The organism is Enterobacter cloacae complex sp. 302F9 (assembly GCF_050030335.1).
In the GTDB taxonomy this organism is placed as follows: domain Bacteria; phylum Pseudomonadota; class Gammaproteobacteria; order Enterobacterales; family Enterobacteriaceae; genus Enterobacter; species Enterobacter hormaechei_C.
Window position 1 is genome coordinate 960672 of record NZ_JBLGUC010000001.1, and the last position, 16473, is coordinate 977144.

General features: G+C 55.6%; 16 protein-coding genes and 1 tRNA gene. 12 read left to right on the forward strand and 5 right to left on the reverse strand.

The window, feature by feature from the left end:
* The first annotated feature begins 45 nt into the window (after positions 1–45).
* Complete coding sequence (gene crl / locus ACQG0T_RS04535) at positions 46–447, forward strand: sigma factor-binding protein Crl (protein WP_006809999.1); 402 nt, start codon at positions 46–48, stop codon at positions 445–447.
* Positions 448–578: 131 nt separating this feature from the next.
* On the opposite strand, the gene phoE is transcribed toward crl, so the two are convergent.
* Positions 579–1631 carry a phosphoporin PhoE gene (gene phoE / locus ACQG0T_RS04540; RefSeq protein ID WP_252051384.1) on the reverse strand — a complete coding sequence of 351 codons (1053 nt, stop codon included), beginning with the start codon at positions 1629–1631 and terminating at the stop codon, positions 579–581.
* Between the two features lie 305 nt (positions 1632–1936).
* Between phoE and proB the strand changes: the two genes are divergently transcribed.
* The 5 genes from proB to ACQG0T_RS04565 all read left to right on the forward strand — a co-directional run bounded on the left by proB (position 1937) and on the right by ACQG0T_RS04565 (position 5619).
* The gene (gene proB, locus ACQG0T_RS04545) at positions 1937–3040 is read left to right on the forward strand and encodes a glutamate 5-kinase (RefSeq protein ID WP_252051381.1); all 1104 of its coding nucleotides are present in this window, start codon (positions 1937–1939) and stop codon (positions 3038–3040) included.
* Between the two features lie 11 nt (positions 3041–3051).
* The gene (gene proA / locus ACQG0T_RS04550) at positions 3052–4305 is read left to right on the forward strand and encodes a glutamate-5-semialdehyde dehydrogenase (protein WP_058689030.1); all 1254 of its coding nucleotides are present in this window, start codon (positions 3052–3054) and stop codon (positions 4303–4305) included.
* 111 nt (positions 4306–4416) lie between these two features.
* Positions 4417–4492 (forward strand) — tRNA-Thr (locus tag ACQG0T_RS04555).
* 568 nt (positions 4493–5060) lie between these two features.
* Complete coding sequence (locus ACQG0T_RS04560) at positions 5061–5219, forward strand: hypothetical protein (protein ID WP_023303150.1); 159 nt, start codon at positions 5061–5063, stop codon at positions 5217–5219.
* A 157-nt stretch (positions 5220–5376) separates the two neighbouring features.
* Positions 5377–5619 (forward strand): hypothetical protein, encoded by a 243-nt coding sequence (locus ACQG0T_RS04565; RefSeq protein ID WP_023303151.1) that lies wholly within the window; start codon positions 5377–5379, stop codon positions 5617–5619.
* Between the two features lie 21 nt (positions 5620–5640).
* Here ACQG0T_RS04565 and yecR read toward each other — a convergent pair whose 3' ends face one another.
* The 4 genes from yecR to ACQG0T_RS04585 form a co-directional block, all read right to left on the reverse strand.
* Positions 5641–5814 (reverse strand): YecR family lipoprotein, encoded by a 174-nt coding sequence (yecR, locus tag ACQG0T_RS04570; RefSeq protein ID WP_223862021.1) that lies wholly within the window; start codon positions 5812–5814, stop codon positions 5641–5643.
* Between the two features lie 154 nt (positions 5815–5968).
* Positions 5969–7089 (reverse strand): IS3-like element ISSen4 family transposase gene (locus ACQG0T_RS04575; RefSeq protein WP_096147877.1). Its coding sequence is split into 2 segments (ribosomal slippage): positions 5969–6831 and positions 6831–7089, totalling 1122 coding nucleotides; the frame shifts between segments, so codons are not numbered across the junction.
* A 197-nt stretch (positions 7090–7286) separates the two neighbouring features.
* Positions 7287–9071: a diguanylate cyclase gene (locus ACQG0T_RS04580; protein WP_252051379.1), complete on the reverse strand. Its 1785-nt coding sequence runs from the start codon at positions 9069–9071 to the stop codon at positions 7287–7289.
* A 114-nt stretch (positions 9072–9185) separates the two neighbouring features.
* Entirely contained in the window at positions 9186–10295 is a 1110-nt protein-coding gene (locus ACQG0T_RS04585) for an AI-2E family transporter (RefSeq protein WP_017383139.1), read from the reverse strand.
* 157 nt (positions 10296–10452) lie between these two features.
* Here ACQG0T_RS04585 and mmuP point away from each other — a divergent pair, with 157 nt between their 5' ends.
* The 6 genes from mmuP to tauD all read left to right on the forward strand — a co-directional run bounded on the left by mmuP (position 10453) and on the right by tauD (position 16407).
* The gene (gene mmuP, locus ACQG0T_RS04590; protein ID WP_023303171.1) at positions 10453–11853 is read left to right on the forward strand and encodes an S-methylmethionine permease; all 1401 of its coding nucleotides are present in this window, start codon (positions 10453–10455) and stop codon (positions 11851–11853) included.
* Entirely contained in the window at positions 11840–12772 is a 933-nt protein-coding gene (gene mmuM / locus ACQG0T_RS04595; protein WP_271040574.1) for a homocysteine S-methyltransferase, read from the forward strand. Before mmuP ends, mmuM begins: the two co-directional genes overlap by 14 nt.
* A gap of 222 nt (positions 12773–12994) precedes the next feature.
* Positions 12995–13957: a taurine ABC transporter substrate-binding protein gene (gene tauA, locus ACQG0T_RS04600; RefSeq protein ID WP_047718014.1), complete on the forward strand. Its 963-nt coding sequence runs from the start codon at positions 12995–12997 to the stop codon at positions 13955–13957.
* A 10-nt stretch (positions 13958–13967) separates the two neighbouring features.
* Positions 13968–14735: a taurine ABC transporter ATP-binding subunit gene (gene tauB / locus ACQG0T_RS04605; protein ID WP_015571326.1), complete on the forward strand. Its 768-nt coding sequence runs from the start codon at positions 13968–13970 to the stop codon at positions 14733–14735.
* Positions 14732–15559, forward strand: coding sequence for a taurine ABC transporter permease TauC (tauC, locus tag ACQG0T_RS04610; protein WP_271040575.1), 828 nt, complete (start codon positions 14732–14734; stop codon positions 15557–15559). Before tauB ends, tauC begins: the two co-directional genes overlap by 4 nt.
* Entirely contained in the window at positions 15556–16407 is an 852-nt protein-coding gene (gene tauD / locus ACQG0T_RS04615; protein WP_047718011.1) for a taurine dioxygenase, read from the forward strand. Before tauC ends, tauD begins: the two co-directional genes overlap by 4 nt.
* Positions 16408–16473 lie beyond the last annotated feature (66 nt).

Below are 16473 nucleotides of genomic sequence, written 5' to 3' on the forward strand. Positions count from 1 at the left end.
ATTTCGTTGGTTTGGTAAAACAGTGCTTCACAAAAGGAGATCGCAATGACGTTACCGAGTGGACACCCGAAAAGTAGACTGATTAAGAAGTTCATGGCTCTTGGCCCGTATATTCGAGAAGAGCAGTGTGAAGAGAATCGCTTTTTTTTCGACTGCCTGGCTGTTTGCGTCAACGTGAAGCCTGCACCCGAAAAACGTGAGTTCTGGGGCTGGTGGATGGAAATGGAAGCACAGGAAAACCGTTTTACCTATAGCTATCAGTTTGGCCTGTTTAATAAAGACGGGCACTGGCAGGCGACGAGCATCAAAGATCAGGAAGTGATCGATCGTCTGGAGCATACGCTAAAAGAATTTCACGGCAAAGCTCGTGATCTGCTGGCAACGCTGGATCTGAAGCTGGAGCCTGCGGACGATTTTTCCAGCGAAGCGGTGAAACTGAGAGCCTGATGATGTCACAGCGCCGGGTGGCGGCTACGCCTTACCCGGCATGAAAAATGTACTATCCCGTACGCCCGGTAAGCACAGCGTCACCGGGCACAAAAAAACCGGCTCAGCGCCGGTTTTTTATTACCACAACATCAGAACTGGTAGGTCATGCCCAGCGCAACGATATCATCGCTGCTTACGCCCAGTTTATTATCGTCATCGATCTGGTTGATCTTATAATCAACAAACGCAGACATATTTTTGTTGAAATAATATGTAGCACCTACGTCGATGTATTTCACGATATCTTCATCGCCGATACCTTCGATATCTTTGCCTTTAGACTGCACGTAACCCAGAGATGGACGCAGACCAAAGTCAAATTGATATTGTGCGACCACTTCGAAGTTTTGCGCTTTATTTGCAAAGCCACCGGAAATAGGGGCCATATTGCGGGTTTCGGAATAGATAGTGGCCAGATAAATATCGTTGGCATCATATTTCAAACCGGTTGCCCAGCCTTCTGCTTTTTTACCTTCGCCGCGTGCCTGAAGGTTTTGATCGTTAGTGCGATCGGAGCTGGCATACGCACCAATCACAGAAAAATCGCTGCCGCCGAAGTCATAGCTCAGGGAGGTACCGAAGCCGTCACCGTTTTGCTTCTTCACGTCGCGGTTTTCATTTTTGCCCTGGTATTGCAGGGTCATGTTCAGGCCGTCAACCAGGCCAAAGAAATCGGTATTACGGTATGTGGCCAGACCGGAGGCGCGTTTCGTCATGAAGTTATCGGTCTGCGCCAGGCCGTCACCGCCGAACTCCGGGAACATATCGGTGTATGCGGCGACGTCATACAGCGCGCCCAGGTTACGGCCGTAATCCAGTGAGCCGAAGTCTTTCAGTTTCAGCCCGGCAAATGCCAGACGTGTTTTTTGAGAAGAGTCGCTCTCAGCTTTGTTACCTGCGAACTCAGCTTCCCAACGTCCGTAGCCGGTCAGCTGATCGTTAATCTGCGTTTCACCCTTAAAGCCGAAACGAATGTAAGTCTGGTCACCATCCTTAGCGTCATCATCACTGATGTAGTGCATTGCTTTTACTTTGCCGTACACGTCCAGTTTATTCCCGTTTTTATTATAAACTTCTGCTGCCTGAACAGATGCGGAAGCAACTACGCCCATTACCACTAATGCCAGAGTGCTCTTTTTCATTTTCAATCCTGATTTTATAAAAACGCGCTAATATTCGCTGAGTAATAAGATTCGACTTATTACCCCGTGAAAAACAGGAAGGGTTTTATCGTTCGTGGGTGAAAGTTTTATGACAAAGTAAGAATATGTCTAAAAAAGTATGTTTTAATTTTTCGGTAATAAAATTGTCAAAATCTGCCGCTACGCTTCCTGATCCCGCGCAACAAAGTGACGGGTCATGCGCTAAGGCAGTTGGCAACGGAGCTGACACCTGTTAAAACGTCTGACTGACATCATTTTCCCTTATTGTTGAACGGCAGAGAATCATGAGTGACAGCCAGACGCTGGTGGTAAAACTCGGTACCAGTGTGTTAACAGGCGGATCGCGCCGCCTGAATCGTGCCCATATCGTTGAGCTTGTACGTCAGTGCGCTCAGTTGCATGCCGCAGGGCATCGTATTGTGATTGTGACTTCCGGGGCGATTGCCGCCGGGCGTGAACACCTGGGCTACCCCGAACTCCCCGCGACGATCGCTTCCAAACAGCTGCTGGCCGCCGTGGGACAAAGCCGACTCATACAGCTCTGGGAACAACTGTTCTCCATCTACGGCATTCACGTCGGGCAGATGCTGCTGACGCGTGCGGATATGGAAGACAGAGAACGTTTCCTGAACGCCCGCGATACGCTGCGTGCGCTGCTGGATAACCATATCGTTCCGGTCATTAACGAAAACGACGCTGTTGCCACCGCTGAAATCAAAGTGGGCGACAACGATAACCTTTCTGCGCTGGCGGCGATCCTGGCAGGGGCCGATAAGCTGCTGCTTCTGACCGATCAGCAGGGGCTGTTTACCGCTGACCCGCGCTCTAATCCACAGGCTGAACTGATCAAAGACGTTCACGGCATTGACGATGCGCTGCGTGCCATTGCGGGTGACAGCGTTTCTGGTCTGGGGACAGGCGGCATGGGCACCAAGCTCCAGGCCGCGGACGTGGCGTGCCGGGCCGGTATCGACACCATCATCGCCGCGGGCAGCCGTCCGGGCGTGATCGGTGATGTGATGGAAGGCATCTCTGTGGGCACTCGCTTCCACGCCCAGGCGTCCCCGCTGGAAAACCGAAAACGCTGGATCTTTGGTGCGCCACCGGCTGGCGAATTGACCGTGGATGAAGGCGCGACCACCGCTATTCTGGAAAGAGGAAGCTCGTTACTTCCAAAAGGAATTAAAAGCGTGACAGGCAACTTCTCGCGTGGTGAAGTGATCCGAATCCGTAACATTGAAGGTCGCGACATCGCTCATGGCGTAAGTCGTTATAACAGCGACGCGTTGCGTCGGATTGCTGGTCACCATTCCCAGCAGATCGACGCCATCCTGGGCTATGAATATGGCCCGGTTGCCGTGCATCGTGACGACATGATTATTCGTTAAGGAGCCAGAACATGCTGGAACAAATGGGCGCAGCCGCGAAAGCCGCCTCTTATAAACTGGCGCTCCTTTCCAGCCGCGAGAAAAATCGCGTGCTGGAAAAAATCGCTGATTATCTGGAATCTCAGTCGCAGGAAATTTTGCTCGCCAACGAGCAGGATCTGCTGGAAGCGCGTCGCAACGGCTTGAGTGAAGCGATGCTCGATCGTCTGGCGCTGACCCCGGCGCGTCTGAAAGGTATCGCCGACGACGTCCGTCAGGTGTGCAACCTCGCCGACCCGGTAGGGCAGGTGATTGACGGTGGGGTGCTCGACAGCGGATTACGCCTTGAGCGTCGCCGCGTGCCGCTTGGCGTCATTGGGGTGATTTACGAAGCGCGTCCAAACGTGACGGTGGATGTCGCCTCCCTGTGCCTGAAGACCGGTAATGCCGCGATCCTGCGTGGCGGGAAGGAGACCTGGCGCACCAACGCCGCGACGGTAAACGTCATTCAGCAGGCGCTGGAGGAGTGTGGTTTACCGGCGGGTGCCGTGCAGGCGATTGAAAGCCCCGACCGTGCGCTGGTCAACGAGATGCTGCGCATGGACAAATACATCGACATGCTGATCCCACGCGGCGGCGCGGGCTTGCACAAGTTGTGCCGTGAGCAATCTACCATTCCGGTGATCACCGGCGGTATTGGCGTATGCCATATCGTAGTGGATGACACCGCGGAGGTAGAACCTGCGCTGAAGATTATCGTCAACGCTAAAACCCAGCGTCCAAGCACCTGTAATACGGTGGAAACGCTGCTGGTGCATCAGGGCATCGCCAGTACCTTCCTGCCAGCGCTGAGCAAGCAGATGGCGGAAAGTGGCGTCACGCTGCATGCGGACGAGAAGGCTTTCGCCCTGCTGAAAGACGGTCCGGCGAAGGTCGTTCCGGTTAACGCGGAGCAGTACGACGATGAGTATTTGTCGCTGGATCTGAACGTGAAGGTAGTTGCGGATCTCGATGACGCTATTGCGCACATTCGTGAACACGGAACCCAGCATTCTGACGCGATCCTGACGCGCACCCTGCGCAATGCCGATCGGTTTGTGAATGAAGTGGATTCGTCTGCGGTTTACGTGAATGCCTCGACGCGCTTCACCGATGGCGGCCAGTTCGGTCTGGGCGCGGAGGTGGCTGTGAGCACTCAGAAGTTGCATGCCCGCGGTCCGATGGGGCTGGAAGCGCTGACCACCTACAAGTGGATCGGCTACGGTGATGATACGATTCGTGGGTAAATAATCGCGGGTGATGCAAAAATAGCCGTTTGATTCAAAAGGGCATTGACGCATCACCCGGTTAGATCTACTCTTTTGCCCCGTGGTTACGCTCGTAACCGGCCTTTCAGGGCCGATATAGCTCAGTTGGTAGAGCAGCGCATTCGTAATGCGAAGGTCGTAGGTTCGACTCCTATTATCGGCACCATCAACAGAAAATCCCGTAAAAACAGCATTCTTTAGCATGTTTATCTAACGGTTTGTAACTTCTGTTAGCACTGGTAAACGCCTTTGCGTTGTATCGGCTCAAGTATTGTACAACGTACTGGCGGGTAGTTACCAGGCTCAAGCCCGAACAGCATTAGAAATTATGCCATCCCTTGAAGCTAAAAGAGTTGCCGGACTCTCTAAACACATCACTTGAACCCTTAGCGATACGTTCCGCGCTTCGTGCGGCGCTCAATGATGCTACACGTCGAGATGACGTTGCAGAGAATAAACAGGCGTAATGTTGGGAAGACTAACCGGATCGGGAAAGAATCCGGCTCTGCCACGGTTTCGATCACCGGAGTATAACGATCACCTGATAAGAGAACGTGCTAAGGCTTTATCCTCCCTGCGAAGGGATTACACCCTGCGGAAGCGCTACGCGCCGCCTTTTCTTATGTGCCCAACACGGCACGTAATGGTCATCCATTATCTGCACCATTGTAACTTTCGTTGTACTGTCTCTCTGCTGTACGTTGAGCGCTGGCAGATTCAGCGGAGGTGATATCATGTCAAAAGCCACGAATAAGGCAGCCACTAAGCGCAACAACCGTAAGATTCACGCTCGTAAATTCCTTGCTACGCCAGAAGGTAAAGCTTGGCTTGCTAAGAAGCAGGAAGAGCGAGAGGAAATCAAGCTGGCGCGAACGGCTAACAACATGTTTTAAGCTACCCATCACGGTGCTAAATGGCTTATATCGTCTAAAATCTATTAGTTGCACAATTTAGTGGGCTCTTTCTTTGGAGACACTCACCTTGACTGGAGAGCAACGAGATTTTGTTGAGTCAATGTATCAGGATAATACTAACAGTAGGGGGATGGTAATGACCAATAAGCAGTTACGTATCCACTATGGGTTTCATGGAAAACATAAAGAGAAAATTATTGAATGGGACGGATGTGATCAAATCAATACCGTGTTGTCAGCGCTTGTTGAAGATTTGAATATACCGACAGCTACTCAGACAGTTAACCTCCTTGAGCATGGCATTGATGATGTGTTCTTCTTTGATGAAGTAAGCAAAAAGTGGGAAGAGATCCCTACAAAATGGTTGGCAAGGGCATAAGGGGGCGATGTCCCCTTTATTTTATTTTTTAATATCGCCAGTACATTGATACTCCATTGAGACCAGTGTTTCCATACATCCGCTTGTGGATGGTTGAGAACAAACTGAAGTATAACCGCCGAAAGGCTCAGCACCAGAATAGCCACATGCAGCGCAACGCTGTGCTGCTGCTTGAGCGCCTTGCTGGACGTTCACTTTAGGGGGCGAACATCCCGAAAGAATAACTCGTTTTTACAGTCCCATCAGACTTGCTACCACCAGTTAGAACCTGTTGTTTCTATACAGCACACCCAGACAGAAGCAGAGAAGAAGCTAACAACTGACCTGCCCCCACGATTAGATACAACACTCAGTTAGTAACGTCGGAATCTTCATTCTCAGAATGACCCTTTCTCCAGCCCGCTGCAAATTCAGACGGTGTCTGATAATTCAGCGTGGAGTGCGGGCGGCATTCGTTATAATCCTGCCGCCAGTCATTAATAATTTTCCTGGCATGAACGATATCGCTGAACCAGTGCTCATTCAAACATTCATCGCGAAATCGTCCGTTAAAGCTCTCAATAAATCCGTTCTGCGTTGGCTTGCCCGGCTGGATTAAGCGCAACTCAACACCATGCTCAAAGGCCCATTGATCCAGTGCACGGCAAGTGAACTCCGGCCCCTGGTCAGTTCTTATCGTCGCCGGATAGCCTCGAAACAGTGCAATGCTGTCCAGAATACGCGTGACCTGAACGCCTGAAATCCCAAAGGCAACAGTGACCGTCAGGCATTCCTTTGTGAAATCATCGACGCAGGTAAGACACTTGATCCTGCGACCGGTGGAAAGTGCGTCCATGACGAAATCCATCGACCAGGTCAGATTGGGCGCCGCCGGACGGAGCAGCGGCAGACGTTCTGTTGCCAGCCCTTTACGACGTCTTCTGCGTTTTACGCCCAGGCCACTGAGGTGATAAAGCCGGTACACGCGCTTATGATTAACATGAAGCCCTTCACGGCGCAGCAACTGCCAAATACGACGGTAGCCAAAACGCCTGCGCTCCAGTGCCAGCTCAGTGATGCGCCCTGATAAATGCGCATCAGCAGCCGGACGGTGAGCCTCATAGCGGCAGGTCGACAGGGATAAACCTGTAAGCCTGCAGGCACGACGTTGCGACAGACCGGTCGCATCACACATCAACATCACGGCTTCCCGCTTCTGGTCTGTCGTCAGTACTTTCGCCCAAGAGCCACCTGAAGCGCCTCTTTATCCAGCATGGCTTCGGCAAGCAGCTTCTTGAGTCTGGCGTTCTCTTCCTCAAGCGACTTCAGGCGCTTAACTTCAGGCACCTCCATACCGCCATACTTCTTACGCCAGATGTAAAACGTGGCATCGGAAATGGCATGCTTGCGGCAGAGTTCACGGGCGGGTACCCCAGCTTCGGCTTCGCGGAGAATACTGATGATCTGTTCGTCGGAAAAACGCTTCTTCATGGGGATGTCCTCATGTGGCTTATGAAGACATTACTAACATCGGGGTGTACTAATCAACGGGGAGCAGGTCACCCCATTTTTAATCAATGGTGGCATCGTTAAGATTGATTTATTTGTACAAAGAATGATAACGCACCCTCAATGTGAGGGAATAAGAGAGTGCGCGTACCTCTGACGTCATTTGCACTGAGTTTCGGTTAACCCGTCTCCAGCATACTGAAACTGACGATCCGCGAGCGCCCCAGCTCTTTCGCCCGGTAAAGCGCCACGTCTGCTGCGCGCAGCAGGTCGTCGCTTTGGGCGTGCTGCGGGTAACTGGCGATCCCGATCGACACATCCACTGGGCCAATCTCAGCAAGCCCATAGCGCAGCGACAGCGTATGGACGCCGTTATAAATCTCAGTTGCGCAGGCGTGAGCCGCTTCCTCATCCGCACCCGTTAGCAGCACCAGAAACTCTTCGCCACCAAAGCGGAAGGCCAGGCCGGCATCGTGCACGGCACGCTGAACAATTGTCGCCACGCTCTTTATCACATGATCGCCAGCCTCATGGCCGAAGCGATCGTTAATGCTTTTAAAGTGATCGATGTCGATCATCATGCAGCTCACCGGCTCATCATTGCGCATTGCCTGAGCTATCTGAGTGCGCAGGGTATCTTCCAGGTGGTGGCGGTTACGCAAGCCGGTGAGCGGGTCGAATAGCGCTTTTTCCAGCAGGGCATCGCGCAGACGCTGGTTGGCCAGCGCCAGACCCAGGGCTTCCGCCATTAATTCGAGATATGCGCGGGACGGCGCCGTTTCAGGCGTGATGTTCTGAAACGACAGCAAACCAATGGCTTCCCCCTGCGCAATGAGCGGCACGCACAGTGAACTGTCTTTTTGTGATTCAGGCAGATGCTGGCAACCGATATCCGGCTCGCCGTTGACCGGTGGGTGGCTCTGACCACGGCGTATGGCCCAGCATTGATCGGGGTGGAAAGCATTTTTTTCTCCCTGTGGAGATAACCATTCCGCCGCACAGCGCATCTCCCACGGGTTTCGATCCAGAATATACAGACGTCCGGCGACACCCGGCGCAATGTTGGGAGCAAACAACTCTGCCACCTCAATCACGTCGCTGACGTTCTCGCATCCCTGCAAGCGCTGGGTCATTCGCGCGAGCAGCTCGCGGATGGCCCAGTCTGCGTCGCGTTCTTTTTCAAGCCGCTGCCTTGCCAGCCCGTTCTCGCGGAAAATGCGAATGGCCTGCGCCATATCGCCTATCTCATCGACCTGGTTGAAATGGGGCGTTTCGACGCCGTAATCCTGTGAGGCCAGGCGGTGAACCACATCGCTGAGGCGCACTACCGGGCGCAGCACGCGGTGCTTGAGAATAAAGCCCATCACGAATAAGAAGAGCAGGGCGGTCAGGCCGACCATCACCTCTGAGGCGGTACGCAGCGTTTTCGACGTGTTGGTCGCCGCCTGGACATCGGCAATAATGCGCTTATCCAGCAGCATACGAAAATGGTCAATCTTGCTCTGGGCGCGTTCCGTTTCAAGTTCGTAGATTTTGCCGAAGAGTAACGCAATGGCCTGTTGTTCCTCACCCCGGGCGACGCTGGCAATTGCTGCCTGCTGTTCATCCTGTAGGCCATCAACAATCTTCAGCCCTTCATACAGCAGCGCCAGCTCTTCGCCCGTTGCGCCCGTATCTTTTAACTGTCCCACTTTGTGTTCAATATTCTTCAGTTCACCTTCTTTCGCCTGGTACGCTTTCAGCACATCGGGCTCTTTTTTGATGGCGTAAAGGCGCGCTAAGTCGGAGAGCATCCAGGTTTCTGCTTCAATCTCTTCCGTAAGCTGGTCAAAAATTTGTCGTTGCTTAACAGCCTGACGCTCTACGTTGTCGGCATGGGAAGCCATCAGCATGACGATACCGGAGGCAATGGTCAGGCACACCGTGACACCATAGGCCCAGTTTGTGATCGTGGCGATTCGCACCTGTTGGATCCTTCTACGACAAATGTGGAAGAGCGTTCATTTCAGATTATAGAAAACCCCTGATTTATCGCGAAAAAAAAGGCGGCACAGGGCCGCCTGACAAAACGCGTTTCGTTAGAGATCCGGAGGGTTTTTTCCCTCTTCGATAAAGTCTGCGTCCAGCTCCTCGGCGTTGCCTGCGTGGTCGCGGCCGGAGAAGAGGTTCCAGCAGGCGATAAATAGGGCGGCAATCAGCGGCCCAATAACAAAACCATTAATGCCGTACAGCTCCATACCGCCGAGCGTGGTGATCAGTATCAGGTAGTCCGGCATTTTGGTGTCTTTGCCCACCAGCAGCGGACGTAAAAGGTTGTCCACCAGCCCGACGATAATGACAAAAAAGCCCACAATGAACAGACCCTGCCACAGCTGGTGAGTGGCAAACAGGAAGATCGCGGCGGGAACCCAGACGATAGCCGAGCCGACGGCGGGCACCAGGGAGAGGAACGCCATCAGCGCTCCCCACAGTACGCTACCGTCAATACCGACGATGGCAAAGGCGATACCGCCAAGCGTACCCTGAACCACTGCCACGACCGCCGTACCTTTTACCGTGGCTCGTGAGACGCCGACAAACTTAGCGAACAGGTGCTGTTTGGCGAAGTCAGACAGCGGCAGCGAGTCGAGGATCTGGCGCACCAGATAGGGCCCGTCTTTGAGCAGGAAAAACAGCAGGTACAGCATAATGCCGAAGCTAATAGCAAAGCCGAACGTCCCTTTACCAATCAGGAACGCGCTTCCCGCCAGATACTGTCCACCCTGTAACGCGACATCGGAAAGCTTTTTCTGAATCTGCGCGGCGTTGGTCAGGTTGTGATCCGCCAGGAAGCCGCTGGCCCAGTCCGGCAGTCGGTTGAAAATACCGGCGATGACTTCCGGGAACTGCGTGTTGTTCTGTTGCAGCTTGGTGTAAACCATGTTCAGTTCCACCGCGAGCGAGGAAAGGATCACCATCAACGGAATAAACACGATCAGGCAGATAATGCCGAGTGTAAGGAGGGAAGCCAGCCCGTTGCGATCGCCCAGCGCGGTACGCAATTTGTTTTTCACCGGGTTGAAAATGATGGTCAGGATCGCGGCCCACAGAATCGCCGAGAAATAGGGTGACAGCACGTCAAAGAAAGCCCAGGTAACAAGGGCCAGGATGAGAATAAAGAAACCTTTGGTCAGTCCGTTAAATCGCATAGTGAGTCCTGGTGAAGAAGAAACTGTGTCGACTATAGAACTGATTTAAAGATTTACCAATAATTGCGCCGAAGTCGTGCCGGGTGGCTTTTTGTTAACAATCGCGGTATAACACCCTTCTTTGGATGTTTAGATGTCCATACGTTTAGAAGGTAATATGCAAACAGAACAACAAAACGGGCAGCTTAAGCGCACCATGAAAACCCGTCACCTGATTATGCTCTCGCTGGGGGGCGTTATCGGCACAGGGTTATTCTTCAATACCGGATACATCATTTCGACAACCGGCGCGGCGGGCACGCTGCTGGCGTATCTTATTGGTGCGCTGGTGGTCTGGCTGGTTATGCAGTGTCTGGGCGAGCTTTCCGTAGCAATGCCGGAAACCGGCGCGTTCCACGTCTACGCCGCTCGTTATCTTGGCCCGGCGACAGGGTATACCGTGGCGTGGCTCTACTGGCTTACGTGGACAGTGGCGCTGGGATCGAGCTTTACCGCAGCCGGGTTCTGTATGCAGTACTGGTTCCCGCAGGTTCCCGTCTGGACGTGGTGCGTCGTCTTTTGCGTGGTGATTTTTGCTCTTAACGTCATTTCCACGCGCTTCTTCGCCGAAGGGGAATTCTGGTTCTCGCTGGTGAAAGTCATCACCATCATCGCCTTCATTATTCTCGGCGGGGCGGCGATCTTCGGTTTTATCCCGATGCAGGACGGTTCACCGGCGCCGGGCTTAAGCAACATTACTGCCGAAGGCTGGTTCCCGCACGGCGGTCTGCCGATCCTGATGACCATGGTGGCGGTCAACTTTGCCTTCTCCGGAACGGAGCTTATCGGCATCGCGGCAGGAGAAACGGAAAACCCACACAAGGTTATTCCGGTTGCTATTCGCACCACCATCGCCCGGCTCATCATCTTCTTTATTGGCACCGTGTTTGTGCTGGCGGCGCTGATCCCGATGCAGCAGGCTGGCGTGGAGAAAAGCCCGTTCGTGGTGGTGTTTGAAAAGGTCGGCATTCCGTATGCGGCGGATATCTTTAACTTCGTGATCCTGACGGCGATCCTCTCGGCGGCGAACTCGGGTCTGTACGCCTCTGGCCGTATGCTGTGGTCTCTGTCTAACGAGAAAACGCTGCCGCGCTGCTTTGCCCGCGTCAACAAAAACGGCGTGCCACTGACGGCGCTCTCCGTTTCCATGCTGGGTGGCGTGCTGGCGCTGTTCTCCAGCGTGGTCGCGCCGGATACGGTGTTTGTGGCCCTGTCAGCTATTTCCGGTTTTGCGGTGGTGGCGGTGTGGATCAGCATCTGCGCGTCACACTTCGTGTTTCGTCGCCGTCACGTGCAGTCCGGGCAGCCGCTTTCGGCGTTGCAGTATCGCGCGCCATGGTATCCGCTGGTGCCCGTGCTTGGCTTTATCCTCTGTCTGGTGGCCTGCGTCGGCCTGTGGTTTGACCCCAGCCAGCGTATTGCCCTTTATTGCGGGCTTCCGTTTGTCGCCCTGTGTTATGGTGCGTACTACCTGACCCGAAACCTGACCACGCAGGAGCCTGAACATGTCGCAGAATAATCCGCTTACCGCCTTCCTTGAAAACCAGCCGTTTGTCGTGCTGGATGGGGCAATGGCAACGGAGCTGGAAGCGCGCGGTTGTAACCTTGCCGACAGCCTCTGGTCGGCCAAAGTGCTGATGGAGAACCCGGAGCTGATCCGTGACGTGCTCCTCGACTACTACCGCGCGGGGGCACAGGTGGCGATCACCGCCAGCTATCAGGCCACGCCTGCGGGCTTTGCCGCACGCGGGCTGGACGAGGCGCAATCCCGGGCACTGATTGGCAAAAGCGTAGAGCTGGCACGCAAAGCGCGGGAAGCGTACCTGGCTGAGAATGCGCAGGCGGGCACGCTGCTGGTGGCGGGGTCGGTAGGGCCGTACGGCGCGTATCTTGCCGATGGATCTGAATATCGCGGCGATTACGTGCGTCGCGCTGAAGAATTCACCGCGTTCCACCGTCCCCGCGTGGAGGCGCTGCTGGATGCGGGCGCGGATCTGCTGGCCTGTGAAACGCTGCCTTCGTTCCCGGAGATTAAGGCGCTGGCGGCGTTGCTGACGGCGTATCCCCGCGCCCGGGCATGGTTCTCATTTACCCTGCGTGACAGCGAGCATCTGAGTGACGGGACGCCGCTGCGGGATGTCGTTTCTGCGCTCGAAAGCTACCCGCAGGTTATCGCTCTGGGGATCAACTGTATCGCGCTGGAAAACACCACCTCGGCGCTGACGCATCTGCACAGCCTGACGTCGCTGCCGCTGGTGGTCTATCCGAACTCCGGCGAGCATTATGACGCGGTGAGCAAAACCTGGCATCACCACGGTGAAGCCTGCGAGACGCTGGCAGGGTATTTACCGCAGTGGCTGGATGCCGGTGCGAAGCTGATTGGCGGCTGCTGTCGCACCACGCCGCAGGATATTGCTGCGCTGACTGTTCAGCGCTGAGGGCTTTGCCGGGTGGCGGCTGCTCCTTACCCGGCCTACAAATTGCACGAACCGTAGGCCGGGTAAGCGCAGCGCCACCCGGCGAAACAACCGCACAAAATTCACTATCCTTTCCCGCTTTTTTTCTAAAAACGAATCGTCATTAGCGATTCTTTTTTATTCCTTTATCAAAACTCTCGCGCCGGAAATACTGCCCTCATAACAACAAGGGGAGCAGACATTATGGCAATTTCATCGCGGATCACACTTCTCGGCGCACTGGCGCTGTGGGCATTTCAGGCGCAGGCGGTGGACGTCACCGTCGCGTATCAGACTTCCGCTGAGCCGGCGAAAGTCGCGCAGGCGGACAACACCTTCGCCAAAGCGAGCGGGGCGAACGTCGACTGGCGCAAGTTCGACAGCGGCGCGGCGATTGTGCGGGCGTTAGCCTCGGGCGACGTGCAGATTGGCAACCTGGGCTCCAGCCCGCTGGCGGTGGCCGCCAGCCAGCAGGTGCCGATTGAAGTTTTCCTGCTGGCGTCGCAGCTCGGAAATTCCGAAGCGCTGGTAGTGAAGAAAACTATAACGAAACCCGAAGATTTGATCGGCAAACGCATCGCGGTGCCGTTTATCTCCACCACGCATTACAGCCTGCTGGCAGCGCTGAAACACTGGGGCATTAAGCCGGGCCAGGTGCAGATCATTAACCTGCAACCTCCGGCGATTATTGCCGCCTGGCAGCGTGGCGACATCGACGGAGCATACGTCTGGGCGCCCGCCGTCAACGAGCTGGAAAAAGAGGGCACCGTGCTGACCGACTCCGAAAAAGTGGGGCAGTGGGGCGCGCCAACCCTTGACGTCTGGGTCGTACGTAAGGACTTTGCCGAGAAACACCCTGAAGTGGTGAAAGCCTTCGCCAAAAGCGCCATCGACGCACAGCAGCCATACATCAGCAACCCGGATGAATGGCTGAAACATCCCGCCAACCTGGAGAAGCTCTCACGTCTGAGCGGCGTGCCGGAAGCTGACGTGCCGGGGCTGGTAAAAGGCAACACCTATCTGACGCCTGCGCAGCAGGTCCAGCAGTTGAACGGGCCGGTGAGCAAAGCGATTGTCGACACTGCCACGTTCCTGAAAGAGCAGGGCAAAGTGCCTGCGGTGGCGGCGGATTACAGCCAGTTCGTGACCGATCGCTTTGTGAAATAAGGGGGCTGCAATGCTGAACATTACAAACCTGTCTGCCGATTACGGCGGCAAACCCGCCCTGGAAGAGATCAACCTGACGCTGGACAGCGGTGAACTGCTGGTGGTGCTGGGGCCGTCCGGCTGCGGGAAAACGACGCTGCTGAACCTGATCGCGGGGTTTGTACCGTATCAGCACGGCACGATCCAGCTGGAAGGAAAACGGGTAACGGGGCCGGGCGCAGAGCGCGGCGTGGTCTTTCAGAATGAAGGATTACTCCCGTGGCGAAACGTTCAGGAAAACGTTGCGTTTGGTCTGCAACTGGCAGGTGTAGCGCGTGAACAGCGCCTGAATACGGCGCGCGATATGCTGAAAAAAGTCGGGCTGGAGGGAGCTGAAAAACGCTTTATCTGGCAGCTTTCAGGCGGGCAGCGTCAGCGCGTCGGGATCGCCCGCGCGCTGGCGGCTAACCCACAGCTGCTGTTGCTGGACGAACCTTTCGGGGCGCTGGATGCCTTCACCCGCGAGCAGATGCAAACCCTGCTGCTGCGCCTGTGGCACGAAACCGGCAAGCAGGTGCTGTTAATCACCCACGATATCGAAGAGGCCGTGTTTATGGCGACGGAGCTGGTGCTGCTCTCACCGGGGCCGGGACGCGTGCTGGAGCGCCTGCCGCTTGAGTTTGCCCGGCGCTATGTGGCGGGAGAGCCGGTACGCAGCATCAAATCCGATCCGCTGTTTATTGAACAGCGTGAATACGTCTTAAGTCGCGTGTTTGAGCAACGGGAGGCGTTCTCATGAGCATTGTTTTCAGTGAAAAAACGCGGCGGACGCGCCTTGCCTTACGCTGGCCGTTCTCTCGCCAGCTCACCTTAAGCGTCAGCACGCTGGTGGTGTTGCTGGCGGTATGGTGGGCGGTTGCCGCGCAGCAGTGGATCAGCCCGCTGTTTCTGCCCCCGCCAGGTCAGGTTCTGGAAAAACTGATTACTATCGCCGGGCCGCAGGGCTTTATGGATGCCACGCTCTGGCAGCATTTAGGCGCCAGTCTGACGCGTATTCTGGTGGCGCTGCTGGCGGCGGTCATTATTGGCGTTCCGGTGGGGATCGCGATGGGACTGAGCCCGACGGTACGCGGCATTCTCGACCCGCTGATAGAGCTTTACCGTCCCGTCCCGCCGCTGGCTTACCTGCCCCTGATGGTGATCTGGTTTGGTATCGGGGAGACGTCAAAGATCTTACTAATATACCTGGCGATATTTGCGCCGGTAGCCATGTCGGCCCTGGCTGGCGTAAAAAGTGCGCAGCAGGTACGCATACGTGCGGCGCAGTCGCTCGGCGCCAGCCGCGCGCAGATACTGCTGTTCGTCATTTTACCAGGCGCGCTGCCGGAGATACTGACCGGGCTGCGCATCGGCCTTGGGGTGGGCTGGTCTACGCTGGTGGCGGCAGAGCTGATAGCCGCCACGCGCGGCCTTGGGTTTATGGTGCAGTCGGCGGGAGAGTTCCTGGCGACTGACGTGGTACTGGCAGGGATCGCGGTGATCGCCGCGATCGCCTTTGGATTAGAACTGGGACTGCGCGCGCTACAGCGTCGCCTGACGCCCTGGCATGGAGAAATACAATGAGTGAACGACTGACCATTACCCCGCTGGGGCCATATATTGGCGCGCAGGTGTCGGGCCTGGACGTAACCCGTCCGCTGAGCGATAACCAGTTTGAGCAGCTGTACCACGCGGTGCTGCGTCATCAGGTGGTGTTCCTGCGTGAACAGGCCATTACCCCGCAGCAGCAGCGCGCGCTGGCCCTGCGTTTTGGCGACCTGCATATCCACCCGGTCTACCCGCATGCGGAAGGGGTGGAGGAAATTATCGTGCTGGACACCCATAACGATAACCCGCCCGATAATGACAACTGGCACACGGACGTTACCTTTATCGACACACCGCCAGCCGGGGCGATTCTGGCAGCAAAACAGCTGCCGGAGACGGGTGGGGATACGCTGTGGGCCAGCGGGATTGCCGCGTTTGAGGCGCTCTCCGCGCCGCTCCAGACTCTGCTGAGCGGCCTGCGGGCGGAGCATGACTTCAAAAAATCGTTCCCGGAGTACAAGTACCGCAAAAGCGAAGAGGAGCACCAGCGCTGGCAGGAAGCTGTGGCGAAACATCCCCCGCTGCTGCACCCGGTGGTGCGTACCCATCCGGTGACCGGAAAGCAGGCGCTGTTTGTGAATGAAGGGTTCACCACGCGCATCGTGGATGTGACGGAAAAAGAGAGTGAGGCGCTGCTCGGCTTCTTGTTCGCGCATATCACCAAACCGGAGTTTCAGGTGCGCTGGCGCTGGCAGGAGAACGATCTGGCGATCTGGGATAACCGCGTCACGCAGCATTACGCCAATGCGGATTACCTGCCGCAGCGAAGGATTATGCAGCGGGCGACTATCCTGGGGGATAAGCCGTTTTACCGTGCGCCTTGATTGCCGGGTGGCGGCGTTGCCTTACCCGGCCTACGTTTAATTGTAGGCCCGGTAAGCGCAGCGCCA

Excerpts from the sequence above, each read along its gene's own strand:
- ACQG0T_RS04585 (WP_017383139.1), bottom strand. The coding sequence starts at position 10,295 with ATGCGATTTAACGGACTGACCAAAGGTTTCTTTATTCTCATCCTGGCC.
- tauB (WP_015571326.1), top strand. The coding sequence starts at position 13,968 with ATGCTGAACATTACAAACCTGTCTGCCGATTACGGCGGCAAACCCGCC.
- mmuP (WP_023303171.1), top strand. The coding sequence starts at position 10,453 with ATGCAAACAGAACAACAAAACGGGCAGCTTAAGCGCACCATGAAAACC.
- tauD (WP_047718011.1), top strand. The coding sequence starts at position 15,556 with ATGAGTGAACGACTGACCATTACCCCGCTGGGGCCATATATTGGCGCG.
- tauA (WP_047718014.1), top strand. The coding sequence starts at position 12,995 with ATGGCAATTTCATCGCGGATCACACTTCTCGGCGCACTGGCGCTGTGG.
- tauC (WP_271040575.1), top strand. The coding sequence starts at position 14,732 with ATGAGCATTGTTTTCAGTGAAAAAACGCGGCGGACGCGCCTTGCCTTA.
- crl (WP_006809999.1), top strand. The coding sequence starts at position 46 with ATGACGTTACCGAGTGGACACCCGAAAAGTAGACTGATTAAGAAGTTC.
- proA (WP_058689030.1), top strand. The coding sequence starts at position 3,052 with ATGCTGGAACAAATGGGCGCAGCCGCGAAAGCCGCCTCTTATAAACTG.
- ACQG0T_RS04565 (WP_023303151.1), top strand. The coding sequence starts at position 5,377 with ATGACCAATAAGCAGTTACGTATCCACTATGGGTTTCATGGAAAACAT.
- proB (WP_252051381.1), top strand. The coding sequence starts at position 1,937 with ATGAGTGACAGCCAGACGCTGGTGGTAAAACTCGGTACCAGTGTGTTA.
- phoE (WP_252051384.1), bottom strand. The coding sequence starts at position 1,631 with ATGAAAAAGAGCACTCTGGCATTAGTGGTAATGGGCGTAGTTGCTTCC.
- ACQG0T_RS04560 (WP_023303150.1), top strand. The coding sequence starts at position 5,061 with ATGTCAAAAGCCACGAATAAGGCAGCCACTAAGCGCAACAACCGTAAG.
- mmuM (WP_271040574.1), top strand. The coding sequence starts at position 11,840 with ATGTCGCAGAATAATCCGCTTACCGCCTTCCTTGAAAACCAGCCGTTT.